The 16200-nt window shown below is 61.1% G+C and carries 14 protein-coding genes; 11 read left to right on the top strand and 3 right to left on the bottom strand.

The genetic code is table 11. From position 1 onward, the window contains the following. Positions 1 to 468: a TRAP transporter small permease gene (locus NNA36_RS04870; RefSeq protein ID WP_255104728.1), complete on the bottom strand. Its 468-nt coding sequence runs from the start codon at positions 466 to 468 to the stop codon at positions 1 to 3. Between the two features lie 139 nt (positions 469 to 607). On the opposite strand from NNA36_RS04870, the gene NNA36_RS04865 reads away from it, so the two are divergent. After that, a complete protein-coding gene (locus NNA36_RS04865) occupies positions 608 to 1528 on the top strand; it encodes a LysR substrate-binding domain-containing protein (protein WP_255104726.1) in 921 nt (306 codons plus the stop codon). A 14-nt stretch (positions 1529 to 1542) separates the two neighbouring features. On the opposite strand, the gene NNA36_RS04860 is transcribed toward NNA36_RS04865, so the two are convergent. Continuing rightward, positions 1543 to 2157, bottom strand: a complete 615-nt coding sequence (locus NNA36_RS04860; RefSeq protein WP_255105589.1) for a helix-turn-helix domain-containing protein — start codon at positions 2155 to 2157, stop codon at positions 1543 to 1545. A gap of 174 nt (positions 2158 to 2331) precedes the next feature. Between NNA36_RS04860 and lpdA the strand changes: the two genes are divergently transcribed. The 8 genes from lpdA (at position 2332) to NNA36_RS04820 (ending at position 12058) form a co-directional block, all read left to right on the top strand. After that, positions 2332 to 3714, top strand: a complete 1383-nt coding sequence (gene lpdA, locus NNA36_RS04855) for a dihydrolipoyl dehydrogenase (RefSeq protein WP_255104724.1) — start codon at positions 2332 to 2334, stop codon at positions 3712 to 3714. Between the two features lie 13 nt (positions 3715 to 3727). Beyond that, positions 3728 to 4669: a lipoyl synthase gene (gene lipA / locus NNA36_RS04850; RefSeq protein WP_255104722.1), complete on the top strand. Its 942-nt coding sequence runs from the start codon at positions 3728 to 3730 to the stop codon at positions 4667 to 4669. A gap of 26 nt (positions 4670 to 4695) precedes the next feature. Beyond that, on the top strand, positions 4696 to 6066 hold the full coding sequence (locus tag NNA36_RS04845; RefSeq protein ID WP_255104720.1) for a sodium:alanine symporter family protein: 1371 nt from the start codon (positions 4696 to 4698) through the stop codon (positions 6064 to 6066). 67 nt (positions 6067 to 6133) lie between these two features. Next, positions 6134 to 6547, top strand: coding sequence for a universal stress protein (locus tag NNA36_RS04840; protein WP_255104718.1), 414 nt, complete (start codon positions 6134 to 6136; stop codon positions 6545 to 6547). 33 nt (positions 6548 to 6580) lie between these two features. Next, positions 6581 to 7678 carry a glycine cleavage system aminomethyltransferase GcvT gene (gene gcvT / locus NNA36_RS04835; RefSeq protein WP_255104716.1) on the top strand — a complete coding sequence of 366 codons (1098 nt, stop codon included), beginning with the start codon at positions 6581 to 6583 and terminating at the stop codon, positions 7676 to 7678. A gap of 18 nt (positions 7679 to 7696) precedes the next feature. Next, the gene (gene gcvH / locus NNA36_RS04830) at positions 7697 to 8062 is read left to right on the top strand and encodes a glycine cleavage system protein GcvH (RefSeq protein WP_255104714.1); all 366 of its coding nucleotides are present in this window, start codon (positions 7697 to 7699) and stop codon (positions 8060 to 8062) included. Positions 8063 to 8120: 58 nt separating this feature from the next. Beyond that, positions 8121 to 10976, top strand: coding sequence for an aminomethyl-transferring glycine dehydrogenase (gene gcvP, locus NNA36_RS04825; protein ID WP_255104712.1), 2856 nt, complete (start codon positions 8121 to 8123; stop codon positions 10974 to 10976). Positions 10977 to 11047: 71 nt separating this feature from the next. Continuing rightward, positions 11048 to 12058, top strand: a complete 1011-nt coding sequence (locus NNA36_RS04820) for a helix-turn-helix domain-containing protein (protein WP_255104710.1) — start codon at positions 11048 to 11050, stop codon at positions 12056 to 12058. 2 nt (positions 12059 to 12060) lie between these two features. On the opposite strand, the gene NNA36_RS04815 is transcribed toward NNA36_RS04820, so the two are convergent. Then, positions 12061 to 12678, bottom strand: coding sequence for a TetR/AcrR family transcriptional regulator (locus NNA36_RS04815; protein ID WP_255104707.1), 618 nt, complete (start codon positions 12676 to 12678; stop codon positions 12061 to 12063). A gap of 125 nt (positions 12679 to 12803) precedes the next feature. On the opposite strand from NNA36_RS04815, the gene NNA36_RS04810 reads away from it, so the two are divergent. Both NNA36_RS04810 and NNA36_RS04805 read left to right on the top strand, forming a co-directional pair. Continuing rightward, positions 12804 to 14594, top strand: coding sequence for an acyclic terpene utilization AtuA family protein (locus NNA36_RS04810; RefSeq protein WP_255104705.1), 1791 nt, complete (start codon positions 12804 to 12806; stop codon positions 14592 to 14594). Next, on the top strand, positions 14584 to 16200 hold the full coding sequence (locus NNA36_RS04805; RefSeq protein WP_255104703.1) for an acyl-CoA carboxylase subunit beta: 1617 nt from the start codon (positions 14584 to 14586) through the stop codon (positions 16198 to 16200). Before NNA36_RS04810 ends, NNA36_RS04805 begins: the two co-directional genes overlap by 11 nt.

Here is a 16200-nt window from a genome sequence, read left to right as displayed (position 1 = left end):
TCAGGACTCCTTGGCAAAAACGGCGCGCAGGTGCCCGAGAAGGTGCCACGCGGTAAAGATCATCATCAGGACCAGCCCAACGGTCAGGGCCACATCGAGATAGAAGGTGGGGAGGTAGAGGGTCGGGCTTTCACGCCACACACGCAGTGAGTACTGGGTAAAGTCCCACGCCCAGGTCGTGAGCCAGATACCGACGGCAAGGCTGATCACTTCACCGATGATGGCAAGGACCTGATGTTGCCGCTCGGTGCTGAGAAAGATCTCGAGTACATTGGCGCGGATGTGGGTGTTTTCCCGCGAGGCATTCACCGCCCCAAGCATGTAGAGCCACATGGTTGGGTAGAGCAGGCTTTCTTCCAGGCCCATGACCGGGATTTCCAGCACGTAGCGGGTGATCACCTGCACGAACTGACCCAGCGCAACCAGGCAGATCAGAATGGTCAGCGTGATGCTGGCAAAGCGTTCCATTTTCTCCTCCGTGGACCGGCCCATGCCGGTGCCAAAAGCTTTCGGAAAAGCATGCAAACGCACCTCATTAAGTCAAAACGATTAAATTGATACTTGAATAGAGTTGCTTTATAGGTGTGAAAAAACGTGAGTGTTTCCAATGGTTCAAAACGTCAGCATTCGACAGCTTCAGGCCTTTCGAGAGGTTATGCGGGCGGGTTCCGTCTCGGATGCGGCACGAATCCTCGGGCGCACGCAGCCTGCTGTCAGCGCGCTGATTGCGAACCTCGAAGCGGAATTGGAACTGCCGTTGTTCCGACGACAGCGCGGCAAGTTGGAACCAACGCCCGAGGCAAAGTTCTTCGTGGAAGAGGCGGAAGCGATCCTTGACCGGCTGTCGCTGTCGACCCGGACAATGAAAGAGATCGGCGCGCTGGAAAAGGGGCGGCTGAACGTCGCCTGCATGCCCGCGGCGGCCACCATGATGATGCCAAGGTTGCTGGGCGAATTTCTGAAGGACAAACCGGATGTGAAGGCCTCTCTCATGATGCGGGCCTCACCGGTGATCGAGGAATGGGTCCTGTCGCAGCAATATGACATTGGTCTTGCCGAAACGCCTTCGCCCTCTTCGGCCCTGAAGGCCGACAACTTTGAACTGGATTGCGTGTGTGCCGTTCCACAGGGCGACGCGCTGGCCGACTTGGAGGCAATCGAGCCGAGGCACCTTTCCGGCAGGCCGATGGCCGCCCTTCAGGAAGGGCACCCGAACCTGATCGCCACAAAGGCTGCCTTTGCCTCCCAGAAAGCCACGTTCGAGCATCGGTTTGAGTTGAGAACGTTTCATCCGGCCCTGACGCTGGTCGAGCAGGAACTGTGCTATTGCGTGTGTGACCCGATTACGGCAGCCGGGTATCTCAAGACCAGCCCGACGCCTCACCCGATTGTCTTTCGCCCGTTTCGCCCGCGCGTGGTGCTGGAAGTTTCGGTGCTACAGCCCGCGCACCGCCCGCCCTCGGTGCTGGCCACCGAGTTCGCAGGACAGCTCTGCGCGGAGCTGGAAGAAATCAATCAACTGTTCTGAGACTGGTTACGGCCTTACCGTTCCAGAGAGACCCACAAGACGCGGGCATCTTCTTCGCTGGTGGACACACAGCCGTGGCCCATACCGCTGTCATAGTAGACCGAGTCCCCTGCTTTCATGTGCAGGGGGCGATAGTGTTCGGTGTAGAGGGTGAGTTCACCGCTGAGCACGAACATGAACTCTTCGCCCTGGTGGCGCACCCAGTTTTCGAACTCGGAAACATCACGCGCTTTGATCGTGCTGATGTAGGGTAGCATGCTTTTGCTTGTGAGTTCGGTGCACAGCAGTTCGTGAGAATAGGTCGGCGTTTCCTGCGGCTCACCTAGGCCTGAACGCGTATAGTCACGACGGCCAGAAATATCGCTCTGACCGGACTGCACAAACAGTTGCGGGGTCTGCAACTCAAGGGTCTGCATCAGGCGGCGGATGATCTCGAAACTGGGCTTGGTCTGGTTGTTCTCGATCTTGGAAAGCGTCGACCGGCCAATACCCGCGGCCTTGGCAGCTTCTTCGAGCGTGAGGCCCTTTTCCTTACGGGCCTCACGAATCATTTTGCCCAAAACAGTACCGTCGGGTGCCTCCGCGGCATCCATTGCAGGGCCTTCGTCTTCAAAGCTGACAGGTTCCATGAACTCGGATTCTCCATTCGCCACCAAGACTTATCTCCTTTCCCGCGCTCCGTCAAAATTCACCAGAGGCCATTTTTGTTGCCATTAGTGGAAAAGTTTCCTAAAGGGGAATTGAGATGCATACAAGGGCATACATTCCCAATACGGAATACGGATGCCCAGGAGGGGAAAATCATGGGCGAATATGATCTGGTCGTGATCGGTGGTGGACCGGGCGGTTACGTTGCAGCGATCCGCGCGGCGCAACTGGGAATGAAAGTGGCCTGTGTAGAAGGCCGCGGTGCGCTCGGCGGCACCTGCCTGAACGTCGGCTGCATCCCTTCGAAAGCGCTGCTGACCTCATCCGGAAAATATGCAGAACTGAGCCACCTTGCAGGTCACGGCATTTCAGTTGAAGGCGCGTCCCTGGACGTCCCCGGCATGATGGCACGCAAGGACAAGATCGTTGGTGACCTGACCAAGGGCATCGCCTTCCTGTTCAAGAAGAACAATGTCGACCTCATCGAAGGCTGGGCCTCGATCCCGGAAGCGGGCAAGGTCAAGGTGGGCGGCGATGTCCTTACGACCAGGAACATCCTTGTCGCCACCGGATCAGAGCCGACCCCCTTGCCCGGTATCGAGATTGACGAAGACAGCATCCTGAGCAGCACCGGCGCATTGGCCATGCAAGAGGTGCCCGAGCGTCTGGTGGTCATCGGTGCCGGTGTGATCGGCCTTGAACTTGGCCAGGTCTGGGCGCGTCTGGGCGCCAAGGTCACCGTCGTCGAGTATCTCGACCGCATCCTGCCGGGCATCGACGGTGAGATCGCCAAACTGGCTCAGCGCGCCCTGTCCAAACGTGGGCTGAAGTTCCAATTGGGACGCGCGGTGACATCGGTAGAAACCGGTGACAGCGGCCTGACCCTGACCATGGATCGGGTTGGCAAGGACACGCAGGAAACGCTGGAGGCCGACAAAGTTCTGGTCGCAATCGGCCGACGCCCTGTGACACGGGGCCTAGGGCTGGAAGACCTTGGTGTCGCGGTGAATGGCCGGGGGTTTGTCGAAGTGGACGAAACCTTCCAGACCAGCATTCCCGGCATCTATGCGATTGGCGATTGTGTTCCGGGCCCCATGCTCGCGCACAAGGCCGAGGAAGACGGCGTTGCCTGCGTCGAAATGCTGGCCGGTCACTTGGCTCACGTGGATTACGGCAAGGTTCCGGGCGTGGTCTACACCGATCCCGAAGTGGCTTCGGTTGGACTGACGGAAGAGGCCCTGAAAGAGGCCGGCACCGACTACATCAGCGGCAAGTTCGTTTTCATGGCCAACTCGCGGGCGCGGTCCAGCGGGGAAACCGATGGCGCGGTCAAGGTTCTGGCGACGCCCGAAGGCACGATCCTTGGCGCCCATATCTGCGGTGCGCATGGCGGAGACCTGATTGCGGAACTGGTTCTCGCAATGACCAAGGGGGCGACCCTGGCCGACGTCATCCACAGCTGCCATGCCCACCCGTCGATGGCCGAAGCCGTCAAGGAAGCCTGCCTTGATGCGCTTGGCCGCGCGATCCACGTCTAAGGGAGACCAAGCGATGAACGTCCCTCGTCTGCGCCACCCCGAGAAAGCCCACAAGGCCGACACGGCAATCGCCCGGAAACCGCGCTGGATTCGCAAGAAAAAGATCGAGAGCGCCGAATACTATGAGACCCGTCGCCTGATGCGGGATCACGAGCTGGCGACGGTCTGCGAAGAGGCCGCCTGCCCCAACATCGGCGAGTGCTGGTCCAAGCGCCACGCCACGATGATGATCATGGGCGAAATCTGCACCCGTGGATGTTCGTTCTGCAATGTGGCCACCGGCCGGCCGGACGCGCTTGACGTTTTCGAACCGGGGCGTGTTGCTGCTGCCGTCAAAAAGCTTGGCCTGCGCCACGTGGTCATCACCAGCGTGGACCGCGATGATCTGGCGGACGGTGGTGCCGATCACATGGCCCAGACCATCCGCGCCGTGCGCCACCAGAACCCGGGCACAACCATCGAAGTTCTGACGCCGGACTTTCTTGGCAAGGGCGCATCGGCAGACGCGGTGTTCGAGGCCGCGCCTGACGTGTTCAACCACAATCTTGAAACCGTGCCGCGCCTCTATCCGACGGTTCGCCCCGGCGCGCGCTATTATCAGTCGTTGCGCCTGCTGGACGATGCCAAACGCGCCAACCCCGAGCTGTTCACCAAGTCCGGCCTGATGGTCGGCCTCGGGGAAACGATGGAGGAAGTGCGTCAGGTGATGGACGACCTGCGCGCCGCGAACGTCGATTTCCTGACCGTGGGGCAATACCTGCAACCCACCCCGAAACACCACCCGGTCGACCGTTTCTGGACGCCGGAGGACTTTGCCCGACTGGAACAACTGGCCCGTGCCAAGGGCTTTCTGCACGTCTCGGCCACGCCGATGACGCGTTCATCGTTCCACGCGGATGAAGATTTTGCCGCCCTCAAACAGGCCCGCCAGCAGGCATTGGCCAAAGGGGCATAACCAAGACGCAGTTGGGAGGAATATCCATGGAAGCGTTGAATTCAATCGTAGGGGCCATCAATGGCGTCGTATGGGGGCCGCTGATGCTGGTTCTCATCCTCGGCGTCGGCTTCTTTCTGCAAGTCGGCCTGAAGTTCATGCCGATCCTCAAGCTGGGCACCGGCTTCAGCTTGCTGTTCAAGGGCCGTGAAGGTCAGGGCGAAGGGCAGATCAGCCCCTTCAACGCGCTGATGACCTCGCTCTCGGCCACCATCGGGACCGGCAACATTGCCGGTGTTGCCACCGCTGTCTTCTTGGGCGGTCCAGGCGCCCTGTTCTGGATGTGGATGACCGCCTTGGTAGGCATGGCAACCAAGTACGCCGAAGCCGTTCTCGCCGTGAAGTACCGCGAGCAGGACGAGTTGGGCAACTACGTCGGTGGCCCGATGTACTACATCAAGAACGGTCTTGGCGCCAAGTGGGCCTGGCTGGGTGTTGCTTTTGCCCTGTTCGGCGCAATCGCGGCCTTCGGCATCGGCAATGGCGTTCAGGCCAACGGTGTGGCGCAGGTTCTCGAAGCCAACTTTGGCCTCAACACCTCGGTCACCGGCGTTGTCCTGATGATCCTGACCGCAGCCGTGATCCTTGGCGGCATCACCCGCATCGGTGCGGTTGCCGGGAAGCTCGTGCCGTTCATGGCCGTTGCCTACATCGTCGCCGGCCTGCTGGTTCTGCTGATCAACATCGGCAACATCGGTTACGCGCTGAACCTCGTGTTCACCCACGCCTTCACCCCTTCGGCTGCCGAAGGCGGCTTTGCCGGTGCGGCGGTCTGGATGGCGATCCGCTTTGGTGTGGCACGCGGTGTCTTCTCGAACGAAGCCGGTCTGGGCTCGGCCCCGATCGCACACGCGGCAGCTTCGACCAAAGGTCCGGTCAACCAGGGCCTGATCGCGATGTTGGGGACGTTCATCGACACCATCATCGTCTGCTCGATCACCGGTCTGGCGATCATCGCCTCGGGTGCATGGACCTCGGGTGAAAGCGGCGCGGCTCTGACCTCGCTGGCATTCGAGACCACCCTGCCCGGCATCGGCGGCTACCTGATTGCCATCGCGCTGTCGATCTTTGCCTTCACTACCATCCTTGGCTGGTCGTTCTACGGCGAGAAATGCGTGGGCTTCCTGATGGGGCACAAGATTCTCATGGTCTACCGCATCGCTTGGATCGTGATGATCTACTTCGGCGCAACTGCGGACCTCGGCTTCATCTGGCTGCTGGCAGATACGCTGAACGCCATGATGGCCATCCCGAACCTGATCGCCCTCGCGCTTCTGAGCCCGGTTGTCTTCAAGCTGACCAAGGCGTTCTTCGCATCGAACGGCGCTTCGGAAAGCGGTGAGACCGCGGCCGAATAATCCTCGCCGGGGGCCGCCCGTGCGGCCCCCGCTATCCAAAAGACATTCCCTTTCGAGGAGACAACAGATGGCGACTAAAATCCTGCTTCCGCTTGACCACACCGATGACCGTTCGTGGAAAAAAGCACTGCCGCTTGCCCTCGAGCAGGCCAAATTCTACGGCGCCGAACTGCACGCGGTCGAAGTCATTCCAGAGATCATCCAGCTGCCGAACCTGCCCGAAGGCTATGGCGCAGGCGCCAAGGATTTCGTGCGCGGCAAGATCGAAGCGATCCTCGCGGCCAACGATGCGGCCCATGTGCCCGTGCATATCCAGGAAGGCAGCGTGTACCGCGAAATCCTCAAGCTGGCCCACAAGGACGGCTATGACCTGATCATCATGGCCTCGGCCAAAGGTGATTTCCCGAACTACGAGATCGGCCCGAACCTTGCCCGCGTGGTGCGCAATGCCCATTGCACGGTCACCGTTGTCCGTGACTGATCGTTCATTCTCCAACTCAGGAAAGGCCTCGTCATGACAGACGCGCCCAAACGCACCCCGCTTTATGACCTGCACGTCGAACTCGGCGGCAAGATGGTCGACTTTGCCGGCTGGGAAATGCCGGTCCAATATCCCATGGGCATCATGGGCGAACACAAGCAATGCCGTGAAAAGGCCGCGCTGTTTGACGTGAGCCATATGGGCCAGGTGATCCTGCGCGGCGAGAACGTCGGCGAAAAGCTCGAGACCCTTTGCCCGCAGGCCTATGCCACCCTCAAGGAGGGCAAGGCGCGCTACGGGTTCTTCACCAACGAAGACGGCGGCATCATGGATGACCTGATCGTCTCGAACGCCGGCGATCACTACTTCGTCGTGGTCAACGCCGCCCTGCGCCATCAGGACATCCCGCATATGCAGGCCAACCTGGACGGAGTCGAGGTTACCGAGATCTTCGACCGTGCCCTGGTGGCCGTGCAAGGCCCGAAAGCCGAAGACGTGGTGGGCGACCTCTGCCCGGCAGCGCGTGAGCTGAAGTTCATGGAAACCACTGTCGCAGACATCCTCGGCGTCGAGTGCCGGATTTCGCGTCTCGGCTATACCGGCGAAGACGGCTACGAAATCTCGATCCCGGAAAACAGGGCCATCGAAGTCTCGCGCGCCTTCCTCGCCCACGACGACTGTGAACCCGCAGGCCTTGGTGCGCGCGACAGCCTGCGCCTCGAAGCCGGTCTCTGCCTTTATGGCAACGATATCGACCAGTCGACCTCGCCGATCGAAGCCTCGCTGGGCTGGGCGATCCAGAAGCGCCGCAAGGAAGACGGCGGTTTCCCGGGCGCGGCACGGGTTCAGAAAGAACTGGCTGAAGGCGCTGCCAAGAAACTGGTTGGCATCAAGCCGGAAGGCCGCGCACCGGCCCGTCAGGGTGTCGAGGTGCAATGCCTTGAGGGCAACACCATCGGCGCGATCACCTCGGGCGGCTTTGGCCCGACCGTCGGCGCTCCTGTCGCCATGGGCTATGTTTCGGCAGGCCATGGTGAGCCCGGCGAAAAAGTGAACCTCATCATTCGCGGCAAGGCACAAACGGCGGAAATCGTCGCCCTGCCCTTTGTTACCCAAAACTACAAACGCTAAGGCATCAGGAGAATATCCATGACCACCTATTACTCGGAAGAACATGAATGGGTCACCGTTGAAGGCGACATCGCCACCGTCGGCATCACCCAACACGCCGCCGACCAACTGGGCGAGATCGTTTTCGTCGAACAGAAAGAAGCCGGCGACGACTTTGAAAAAGGCGACGAGATCGGCGTGATCGAATCCGTCAAGGCGGCTTCGGAAATCTATGCGCCGGTAGACGGCGAAGTTGTCGAAGCCAACGAAGCCCTGGCCGACAATCCCGGCGCCCTGAACGACGCTCCGGAAGGCGATGCCTGGATCTACAAGATCAAGCTGGCGGACGCCGCACAGCTCGACGATCTGATGGATCTGGACGGCTACAAAGCCCTGATCGGTTGATCTGACAGCCTCGCGGCGCAGGTCGCGGGGCCCTCTTTCGTTTTCAAAGGATCGGACAATGGCATTCGAACTGACGACCTACCAAGCCTATGACTTTGCCAACCGTCGCCACATCGGCCCCTCGCCCAGCGAAATGGACGAGATGCTGAAGGTGATCGGTTTTGACACGCTCGACGCACTGATTGATGCGACCGTCCCCCCCGCCATCCGCCAGCAGGAACCGCTGGAGTGGGGGGACGCGATGTCGGAGCGCGACGCGCTGTTCCACATGAAAGAGATCGCGAGCAAGAACAAGGTTCTGACCTCGCTGATCGGCCAGGGTTACTATGGCACCACCACGCCGGCCCCGATCCTGCGCAACATCCTTGAGAACCCCGCCTGGTACACGGCCTATACCCCCTACCAGCCGGAAATCTCGCAGGGCCGTCTCGAGGCGTTGTTGAACTTCCAGACCATGGTCAGCGACCTGACCGGCCTTGATATCGCAAATGCCTCGCTTCTGGACGAAGCCACCGCGGCGGCCGAAGCCATGGCGATGGCGCACCGCAGCTCGCGCTCCAAGGCCAACAACGCGGCCTTCTTCGTCGACAAGAACTGCCACCCGCAAACGGTGGCCGTGATCAAGACCCGCGCCGAGCCGCTGGGCATCGACGTGCATGTGGCCGATCCTGACGAGTTGGACGCGGGCGCAGTGTTTGGCGCGATCTTCCAGTATCCCGGGACCCACGGCCACGTACGTGATTTTTCCAAGGAAATCGCAGCCATTCACGAGCACAAGGGCATCGCTGTTGTCGCGGCCGATATCCTTGCGCTGGCGCTGCTGAAGTCGCCCGGTGAAATGGGCGCGGACATTGCCATCGGCTCGACCCAGCGCTTTGGCGTCCCGATGGGCTATGGTGGCCCGCACGCGGCCTATATGGCGACCACCGACAAGCTGAAGCGCGCCATGCCCGGCCGGATCATCGGTGTGTCCATTGACGCCCGTGGCAACAAGGCCTACCGCCTTGCCCTGCAAACCCGCGAACAGCACATCCGCCGCGAAAAGGCGAACTCGAACGTCTGTACCGCCCAGGCGCTTCTGGCCGTTATCGCGTCGATGTATGCGGTCTATCACGGTCCCGACGGGATCAAGGCGATTGCACAATCCGTGCACCGCAAGACCGCGCGCCTTGCCGCTGGTCTCGAAGAGGCCGGTTTCGCAATCGAACCGGACGTGTTCTTTGACACGATCACCGTCGAAGTGGGCGCGTTGCAGAACACCGTGATGGAAGCGGCCGTCGCCCGAGGCATCAACCTGCGCAAGGTAGGTGAGACCAAGGTCGGCATCTCGCTTGACGAACAGACCCGTTCGGAAACCATCGAAGCGGTCTGGGGGGCCTTTGGCATCCAGAAGACGGACGACAGCGAAGCCAACCGCTTCTATCGCCTGCCCGAGGAAAACCTGCGCCACAGCGAATATCTGACCCACCCGATCTTCCACAAGAACCGGGCCGAGGCAGAGATGACCCGCTACATGCGTCGCCTGGCGGATCGTGACCTCGCGCTCGACCGTGCGATGATCCCGCTTGGCTCGTGTACCATGAAGCTGAACGCGACCATCGAGATGATCCCGGTCACATGGCCGGAATTTGGCAACCTGCACCCCTTCTGCCCGGAAGATCAGGCCGCCGGTTATCACGAGATGATCCGCGACCTGAACGAGAAACTGTGTCAGGTCACCGGCTATGACGCGATCAGCCAGCAGCCCAACTCGGGTGCGCAGGGTGAATACGCGGGTCTTCTAACCATCCGCAACTACCACATGGCCAATGGTCAGGGGCACCGCAACGTCTGCCTGATCCCGACCTCGGCGCATGGCACCAACCCGGCGTCGGCACAGATGGTTGGCTGGAAAGTGGTTCCCGTGAAGGCGGACGACGATGGCAACATCGACGTCGCGGACTTCCGCGCCAAGGCGATCCAGCACGGTGACAATCTTGCTGCCTGCATGATCACCTACCCGTCGACCCATGGCGTGTTCGAAGAGACCGTTCAGGAAGTCTGCGACATCACCCACGAGCATGGCGGCCAGGTCTATATCGACGGTGCCAACATGAACGCGATGGTGGGTCTGTCTCAGCCGGGCAAGATCGGCGGCGACGTTTCGCACCTGAACTTGCACAAGACCTTCTGCATTCCGCATGGCGGTGGCGGCCCCGGCATGGGCCCGATCGGCGTCAAGGCGCACCTGGCTGAGCACCTTCCCGGCCACCCGGAGTACGGCACCGCCGTTGGTCCGGTTTCGGCAGCGCCCTTTGGCTCGCCGTCGATCCTCCCAGTCAGCTGGGCTTACCTGCTGCTGATGGGTGGTGCCGGCCTGACGCAGGCGACCAAGGTGGCGATCCTGAACGCCAACTACATCGCCGCGCGCCTGAAGGATCACTACCCGGTGCTCTACACCTCGACCACCGGCCGCGTGGCGCACGAGTGCATTCTCGACACCCGTCCGCTCAACGACGAAGGCGGTGTGACCGTGGATGACGTGGCCAAGCGCCTTGTCGACTCGGGCTTCCACGCGCCGACCATGTCTTGGCCTGTCGCTGGCACCCTGATGGTCGAGCCGACGGAGTCCGAGCCCAAGGAAGAGATCGACCGTTTCTGCGAGGCGATGATCTCGATCCGCAAGGAAGCACAGGACATCATCGACGGCAAGATCGACGCCGAGAACAACCCGCTGAAGAACGCGCCGCACACGGTACGTGACCTCGTCGGGGAATGGGATCGTCCCTACTCGCGCGAACAGGCCTGCTTCCCTCCGGGCAACCTTGGCGTGGACAAGTACTGGTCTCCGGTCAACCGCGTGGACAACGCCTATGGCGACCGCAACCTGATCTGCACCTGCCCGCCGATGTCGGACTACGAAGAGGACGCATAACCAAACTGGCTTCCGGCGGCACCCGTCGCCGGAAGCTTCCCTTGTCTTATCAGACCCAAGGAGGCGCAATCATGACCCAGCAATCCCAGGTAACGCAGATCGGCCGTGCCGACAGGGACACCCTCGTACCAAAGCAGACGCGCCACTTTCACATTTATTCCCAAGGCAGTCTCGAAACGGCAAGCGCACATCTCCTGGCCTCGATCCTGCGCGCCGCGAACCAGATCGCGGAAACCCCGCTCTACGACGTGGAACTGCACGACAGGTTCACCCGCCCAACACCGGATTTTCGCAAGTTCCAGACAGTTGTCTTTCTTGGCGGCGTCGACAGCCGCTGGCGGCTGGACGCAAACAATCGCGAAACGCTGCGCAAGATCTTCATCGGGGCGGACCGTATCGTTCTGGTGGGCAGCGCTGCCTACCTCCTGCGCGAAGTCGGAATGCACGACCAAAGCTGCCTTGCCATCCATCCGAACTTTCTTGCGCCGATGTCCGAAGAGTTTCCGGACCAGCAGGTCGCAGCGGCCCCGACCTCGGTTCAGGGGCGGATCTGTAGCGCGATCAGTGGGCTTGCGGCCCAGTCACTGTTCATGGACTTGCTGCGCAAGGATCAGGGCGAGCACACCGCCCGCGCCGTTGGCGTGCATCTCGGCCTAGAGGAAGCGTCGACAAAACCTGTAAACAGCGCCGCGTGGAAATACGTGCAGCGCTCGAACGGCGACCGCATTGTCTGCAACGCGCTCAAGGCGATGAACTCGCATATCGAAGACCCGCTTCCGATAGACGAGATCGCCCGCCGTGTCGGCACCTCGGTGCGTCAGGTCCAACGCCGGTTCAAGGCCAAGACCGACCTCTCGCCTCAGGCCGTGTACCGCGATATTCGCCTGCAATACGCCCAAAACCTGCTGTCACGCTCGGACATGGCCGTCTTGGACGTGGCGGTTGCGTCGGGTTTCCAGAACTACGCAACCTTTGTCGAGAACTTCAAGAAAGCCTTTGGCATCTCCCCGACACGCATGCGCAAGGCGCGGTTCTTCGGGGCCGAAACAACCAATCCACGAGTCAGCGCCGCCTCGCGATAAGATCACGCTCCCAGCTCGGTCTCGAGCATCCGGGCGAACTGCGCAATCATTTCGCGGGTATAGTCGGTCGAGTCGACGAAGTTCTGATGCAGGATCAGCCCCCGGCAGAAGGTGCGCACCAGTGCCCAGAGCATCTCGGCCTGATCGGTCTTGCGCCCGTGGGCGCGCAGGACGTCGCGAAAGGCCAGACCAACGTCACGGTCCCACGCCTGAAGCATGGGTGAAAGCATCTCCTGCAACTCCGTATCGGTGCGACAGGCAAGCAGGATCTCAAGGAAGGCGCGGCCACCCTGATTGTCCGCCACCCTGCTCCACATTTCAAAGACAAGGTCTTCGATGTCGGGCATCGGGCCGCCACCTGATTGCAACTCGGTCAGAGGCCGCGTTGCGTTTTCAAGAAGCCAGACACTTGTCGCAACAATCAGCGATTGCTTGTTCGGGAAATGGTGGGTCAACGCCCCGCGCGACACCCCGGCACTGTCCTGCACTTTCGAAATCGTGGTTTCGGCATAGCCGAATTCATCAAGGCACTTCACCGTTGCCTTGATCACCATGACCTGCGTTTCACGCGAGCGGCGCTCCTGAAGGGTTTCCGCCTGTTCCTGCGTCGGTCGTGACACCACGTTCCTCCGATCCTTTTCCTTGGTCTAGCCGTTGACAGGTCTGGTTTCAACGTGCAACAAACCGAACGTACGTTCTGTTACAGGACAAAAAGTCTGAATACGCCGATATGGAGGAGATCGACGTGGCAGGAAAACTGACGATTGGCGGTGCCTCGGGCTTCTGGGGGGAAACGGCCCAGTCGGTGCCCCAATTGCTTGGGCATGAAGGTCTGGACGTGCTTGTCTTTGACTATCTGGCCGAAATCACCATGTCGATCCTCGCCCGCGCCAAGGCAAAGGACGAAACCGCCGGCTATGCGCGTGACTTCGTGACCGATGCCATGGCCCCCAACCTGCACGACATCGCCAAGCGGAACATCAAGGTGCTTTCGAATGCCGGCGGCCTCAATCCGCAGGCCTGCGCCAGGGCGTTGCAAATCGAGATCACGCGCCTTGGTCTGGATCTCAAGGTGGCGACGGTCGAGGGTGATGACCTCATGCCACGGCGCGACCGGTATACGGACAAGCGCGAGATGTTTTCCAACCGCGCCTTTCCCGATGCCGACAAGATCACCTCGATGAATGCCTATTTCGGTGCAGGCCCGATCATCGCCGCGCTGGATGCGGGGGCTGATATCGTGATCACCGGACGCTGCGTGGACAGTGCGCTCACACTTGCGGCGGCGGCGCATCACTTCGGCTGGGGCATGGACGATTTTGACAGGCTGGCAGCCGGGTCGCTTGCGGGCCACCTGCTGGAATGCGGACCACAAGCGACGGGTGGCAACTTTACCGACTGGCAAGAGGCCGGTGATCTGGCCGCGATTGGCTATCCGGTGATCGAAATCGAAGATGACGGCGTGATCACCTTGACCAAGCCTGCCGGAACCGGCGGTTGCGTGACCCCGGCCAGCGTCGCGGAACAGATGCTTTATGAAATCGGCGACCCGCGGGCCTATGTTCTGCCAGACGTCACCTGTGATTTCTCGGAAGTAAAGTTGGAACAAGAGGACGCGACCCGCGTGCGCATCACCGGCGCGAAGGGGCAATCCCCGACAGGCCAGTTGAAGGTATCCCTCACCCATATGAACGGCTACCGCGCCGGGCACGTGTTTTTCTTCAACGGGCGTGACGCACGCCGCAAGGCCGAGAGTTATGCCAACATGGGGCTGGCACGAGCGCGGGCAAAGATGACGCAATTGGGGGTGCCGGAGTTCTCGGACGTCTGTGTCGAGACCTTTGGCGGCACGGCCGGACCGGATGGATACGAGGAAATCACCCTCAAGACCGCGGTACGTCACGAGGATGCCCGCGCCGTGGGCCTGTTCCTCAAGGAGACCATGGGCGCGGCGCTGGCAACACCGCCGGGGATGCACATGTTCACCGGCGGCGGACGGCCCCGCCCATCACCGGTTGTCGAACTGTTTTCCTTTCTGGTGCCCGCCGAAGACGTGCAACTCTCCGTCACGCTGGAAGGCGCGTCTGTATCTTTCGAAGCACCAACATCCCTGTCTTCTAAGGCACCCACTACACCTGCGACGGAACCCGAAATCGCGACAACCACAGCCCCTCTCACCGCAGTCCCCCTTGAGCGTCTGGCCTGGGCGCGGTCGGGCGACAAGGGGGACAAGGCCAACATCGGCGTCATCGCCCGCGATCCGGAATTCCTGCCGTGGATCTGGCAGGCGCTGACCCCGGAAAGGGTTGCCGACGTGTTCGGAAACTTGATTCAAGGGCCGGTTGAACGCTTCTATCTACCCGGAACACATTCGATGAACCTCTTGCTGCACGCGGCGCTTGGCGGGGGTGGCGTTGCCAGCCTGCGCAATGACCCGCAAGCCAAGAGCTTTGCACAGGTTCTGTTGAACACGTCGGTCCCGATCCCGAGCGATCGGTTGACGCATGACATGAAAGGAGCGCCCGATGCGCTTTGAGACCAAGGTGATTGTCGGCTCTCCCGGCTTTGAAACCCGCAAACAGGAGATGCTTGGGCTGATTGACCGGTTGCGCGCGCTTGAAGCGCGGGCGCCACAGCTGTCTGAACAGCGCCGTGAGCGCATGAAAGAGCGCGGCCAGATGACACCGCGCAAGCGCCTGTCTGCCCTGCTGGATCCCGGCCTGCCTTTCGTCCAGCTGCACAGCCTTGCCGGCTACATGGCTGATGGAGAGACCGAGGAAAAAAGTGTTCCCGGCTCGTCGCTCATTGCCGGCATCGGCTTTGTCTCCGGCACCCGCTGCATGATCCTTGTCGATGACTCGGGCATCAAGGCCGGTGCGATGGGGCGGATGACAGTCGATGTTGTGCTGAGCGTTCAGGAAATGGCGCTCAAGCAGAAACTGCCGTTCATTCACCTCGTGGAAAGCGCAGGCGCCAACCTGATGGAATATCAGGTCTCGCTCTGGGCGCATGGGGGGGCGATGTTCCGCAACCTCGCACGCCTGAGCGCGGCGGGCATCCCCAACATCGCCCTGTTGCACGGGCCTTCCACGGCGGGTGGGGCCTATATGCCGGGTCTTGCCGACTATGTGGTGGGCGTCAAGAAAAACGGCATGGCGGCGCTGGCGGGCGCGGCGCTGGTCAATGCGGCGACGGGCGAGACAGCAAACGACCGTGATCTTGGTGGTTCGGAAATGCACGCGGCCACCTCGGGGCTTGTCGAATACCTGGCAGAGGACGATGCGCACGGGATTGAACAGGTCCGCGCCATTGTCGGCCAGTTGCACTGGAACCGTGACAGCAAACCGATGCCCATTGACGCCGAAGCCCCGCTTTATGCGCCCGAGGAACTGGCCGGTGTGGTCCCGGTCGACTATCGCATCCCCTATGACGTGCGCGAGGTCGTGGCCCGTATCGTCGATGGCTCTGACTTCCTTGATTTCAAACCGGATTTCGGCGCGGCAACGGTCTGTATGCAGGCCGCCATTCACGGCATGGCGGTTGGCCTGATCGGCAACAACGGCCCGATTGACCCCGCAGGTGCCAACAAGGCGGCGCAGTTCATCCAGCTGTGCGACCAGTCCGATACGCCGTTGATATTCCTGAACAACACCACCGGTTTCATGGTCGGCACCCAGTATGAACAGGCCGGCATGATCAAGCACGGCTCCAAGATGATCCAGGCGGTGACCAACGTCGAGGTGCCCAAGATCGCGCTCTACATCGGTGCGAGTTTCGGGGCAGGCAACTATGGCATGTCGGGCTATGCCTACGAGCCGGACTTCCTGTTTTCATGGCCCAATGCCCTGACCGGCGTCATGGGCGGCGAACAGGCGGCGCGGACAATGGACGTGGTGGCGCGTGCGGGCGCAAGGCGCAAGGGGATCGAGGTGGACGAGACCCGTCTCAAGGCCCAGTTCGACGCCATCAAGGCCCATTTCGACGGGCAGTCGGACGCCTTCTATACCTCGGGGCAGTGCCTTGATCATGGCGTGATCGACCCGCGCGACACACGGCGCATTCTGGGCTTCTGTCTCGCAACCTGCCGCGAAGCGCGGCAACGCAGCCTGAAACCGAATTCCTATGGCGTGGCGAGGTTCTGA

Origin of the sequence: Shimia sp. CNT1-13L.2, from assembly GCF_024331145.1 — a bacterium.
GTDB lineage: Bacteria > Pseudomonadota > Alphaproteobacteria > Rhodobacterales > Rhodobacteraceae > Shimia.
This window is presented reverse-complemented; position numbering and strand designations above follow the sequence as displayed.

Bases quoted from the DNA above. Each gene is read 5' to 3' on its own strand.
- NNA36_RS04870 (WP_255104728.1), bottom strand. From the start codon at position 468: ATGGAACGCTTTGCCAGCATCACGCTGACCATTCTGATCTGCCTGGTT.
- NNA36_RS04865 (WP_255104726.1), top strand. From the start codon at position 608: ATGGTTCAAAACGTCAGCATTCGACAGCTTCAGGCCTTTCGAGAGGTT.
- NNA36_RS04860 (WP_255105589.1), bottom strand. From the start codon at position 2,157: ATGGAACCTGTCAGCTTTGAAGACGAAGGCCCTGCAATGGATGCCGCG.
- lpdA (WP_255104724.1), top strand. From the start codon at position 2,332: ATGGGCGAATATGATCTGGTCGTGATCGGTGGTGGACCGGGCGGTTAC.
- lipA (WP_255104722.1), top strand. From the start codon at position 3,728: ATGAACGTCCCTCGTCTGCGCCACCCCGAGAAAGCCCACAAGGCCGAC.
- NNA36_RS04845 (WP_255104720.1), top strand. From the start codon at position 4,696: ATGGAAGCGTTGAATTCAATCGTAGGGGCCATCAATGGCGTCGTATGG.
- NNA36_RS04840 (WP_255104718.1), top strand. From the start codon at position 6,134: ATGGCGACTAAAATCCTGCTTCCGCTTGACCACACCGATGACCGTTCG.
- gcvT (WP_255104716.1), top strand. From the start codon at position 6,581: ATGACAGACGCGCCCAAACGCACCCCGCTTTATGACCTGCACGTCGAA.
- gcvH (WP_255104714.1), top strand. From the start codon at position 7,697: ATGACCACCTATTACTCGGAAGAACATGAATGGGTCACCGTTGAAGGC.
- gcvP (WP_255104712.1), top strand. From the start codon at position 8,121: ATGGCATTCGAACTGACGACCTACCAAGCCTATGACTTTGCCAACCGT.
- NNA36_RS04820 (WP_255104710.1), top strand. From the start codon at position 11,048: ATGACCCAGCAATCCCAGGTAACGCAGATCGGCCGTGCCGACAGGGAC.
- NNA36_RS04805 (WP_255104703.1), top strand. From the start codon at position 14,584: ATGCGCTTTGAGACCAAGGTGATTGTCGGCTCTCCCGGCTTTGAAACC.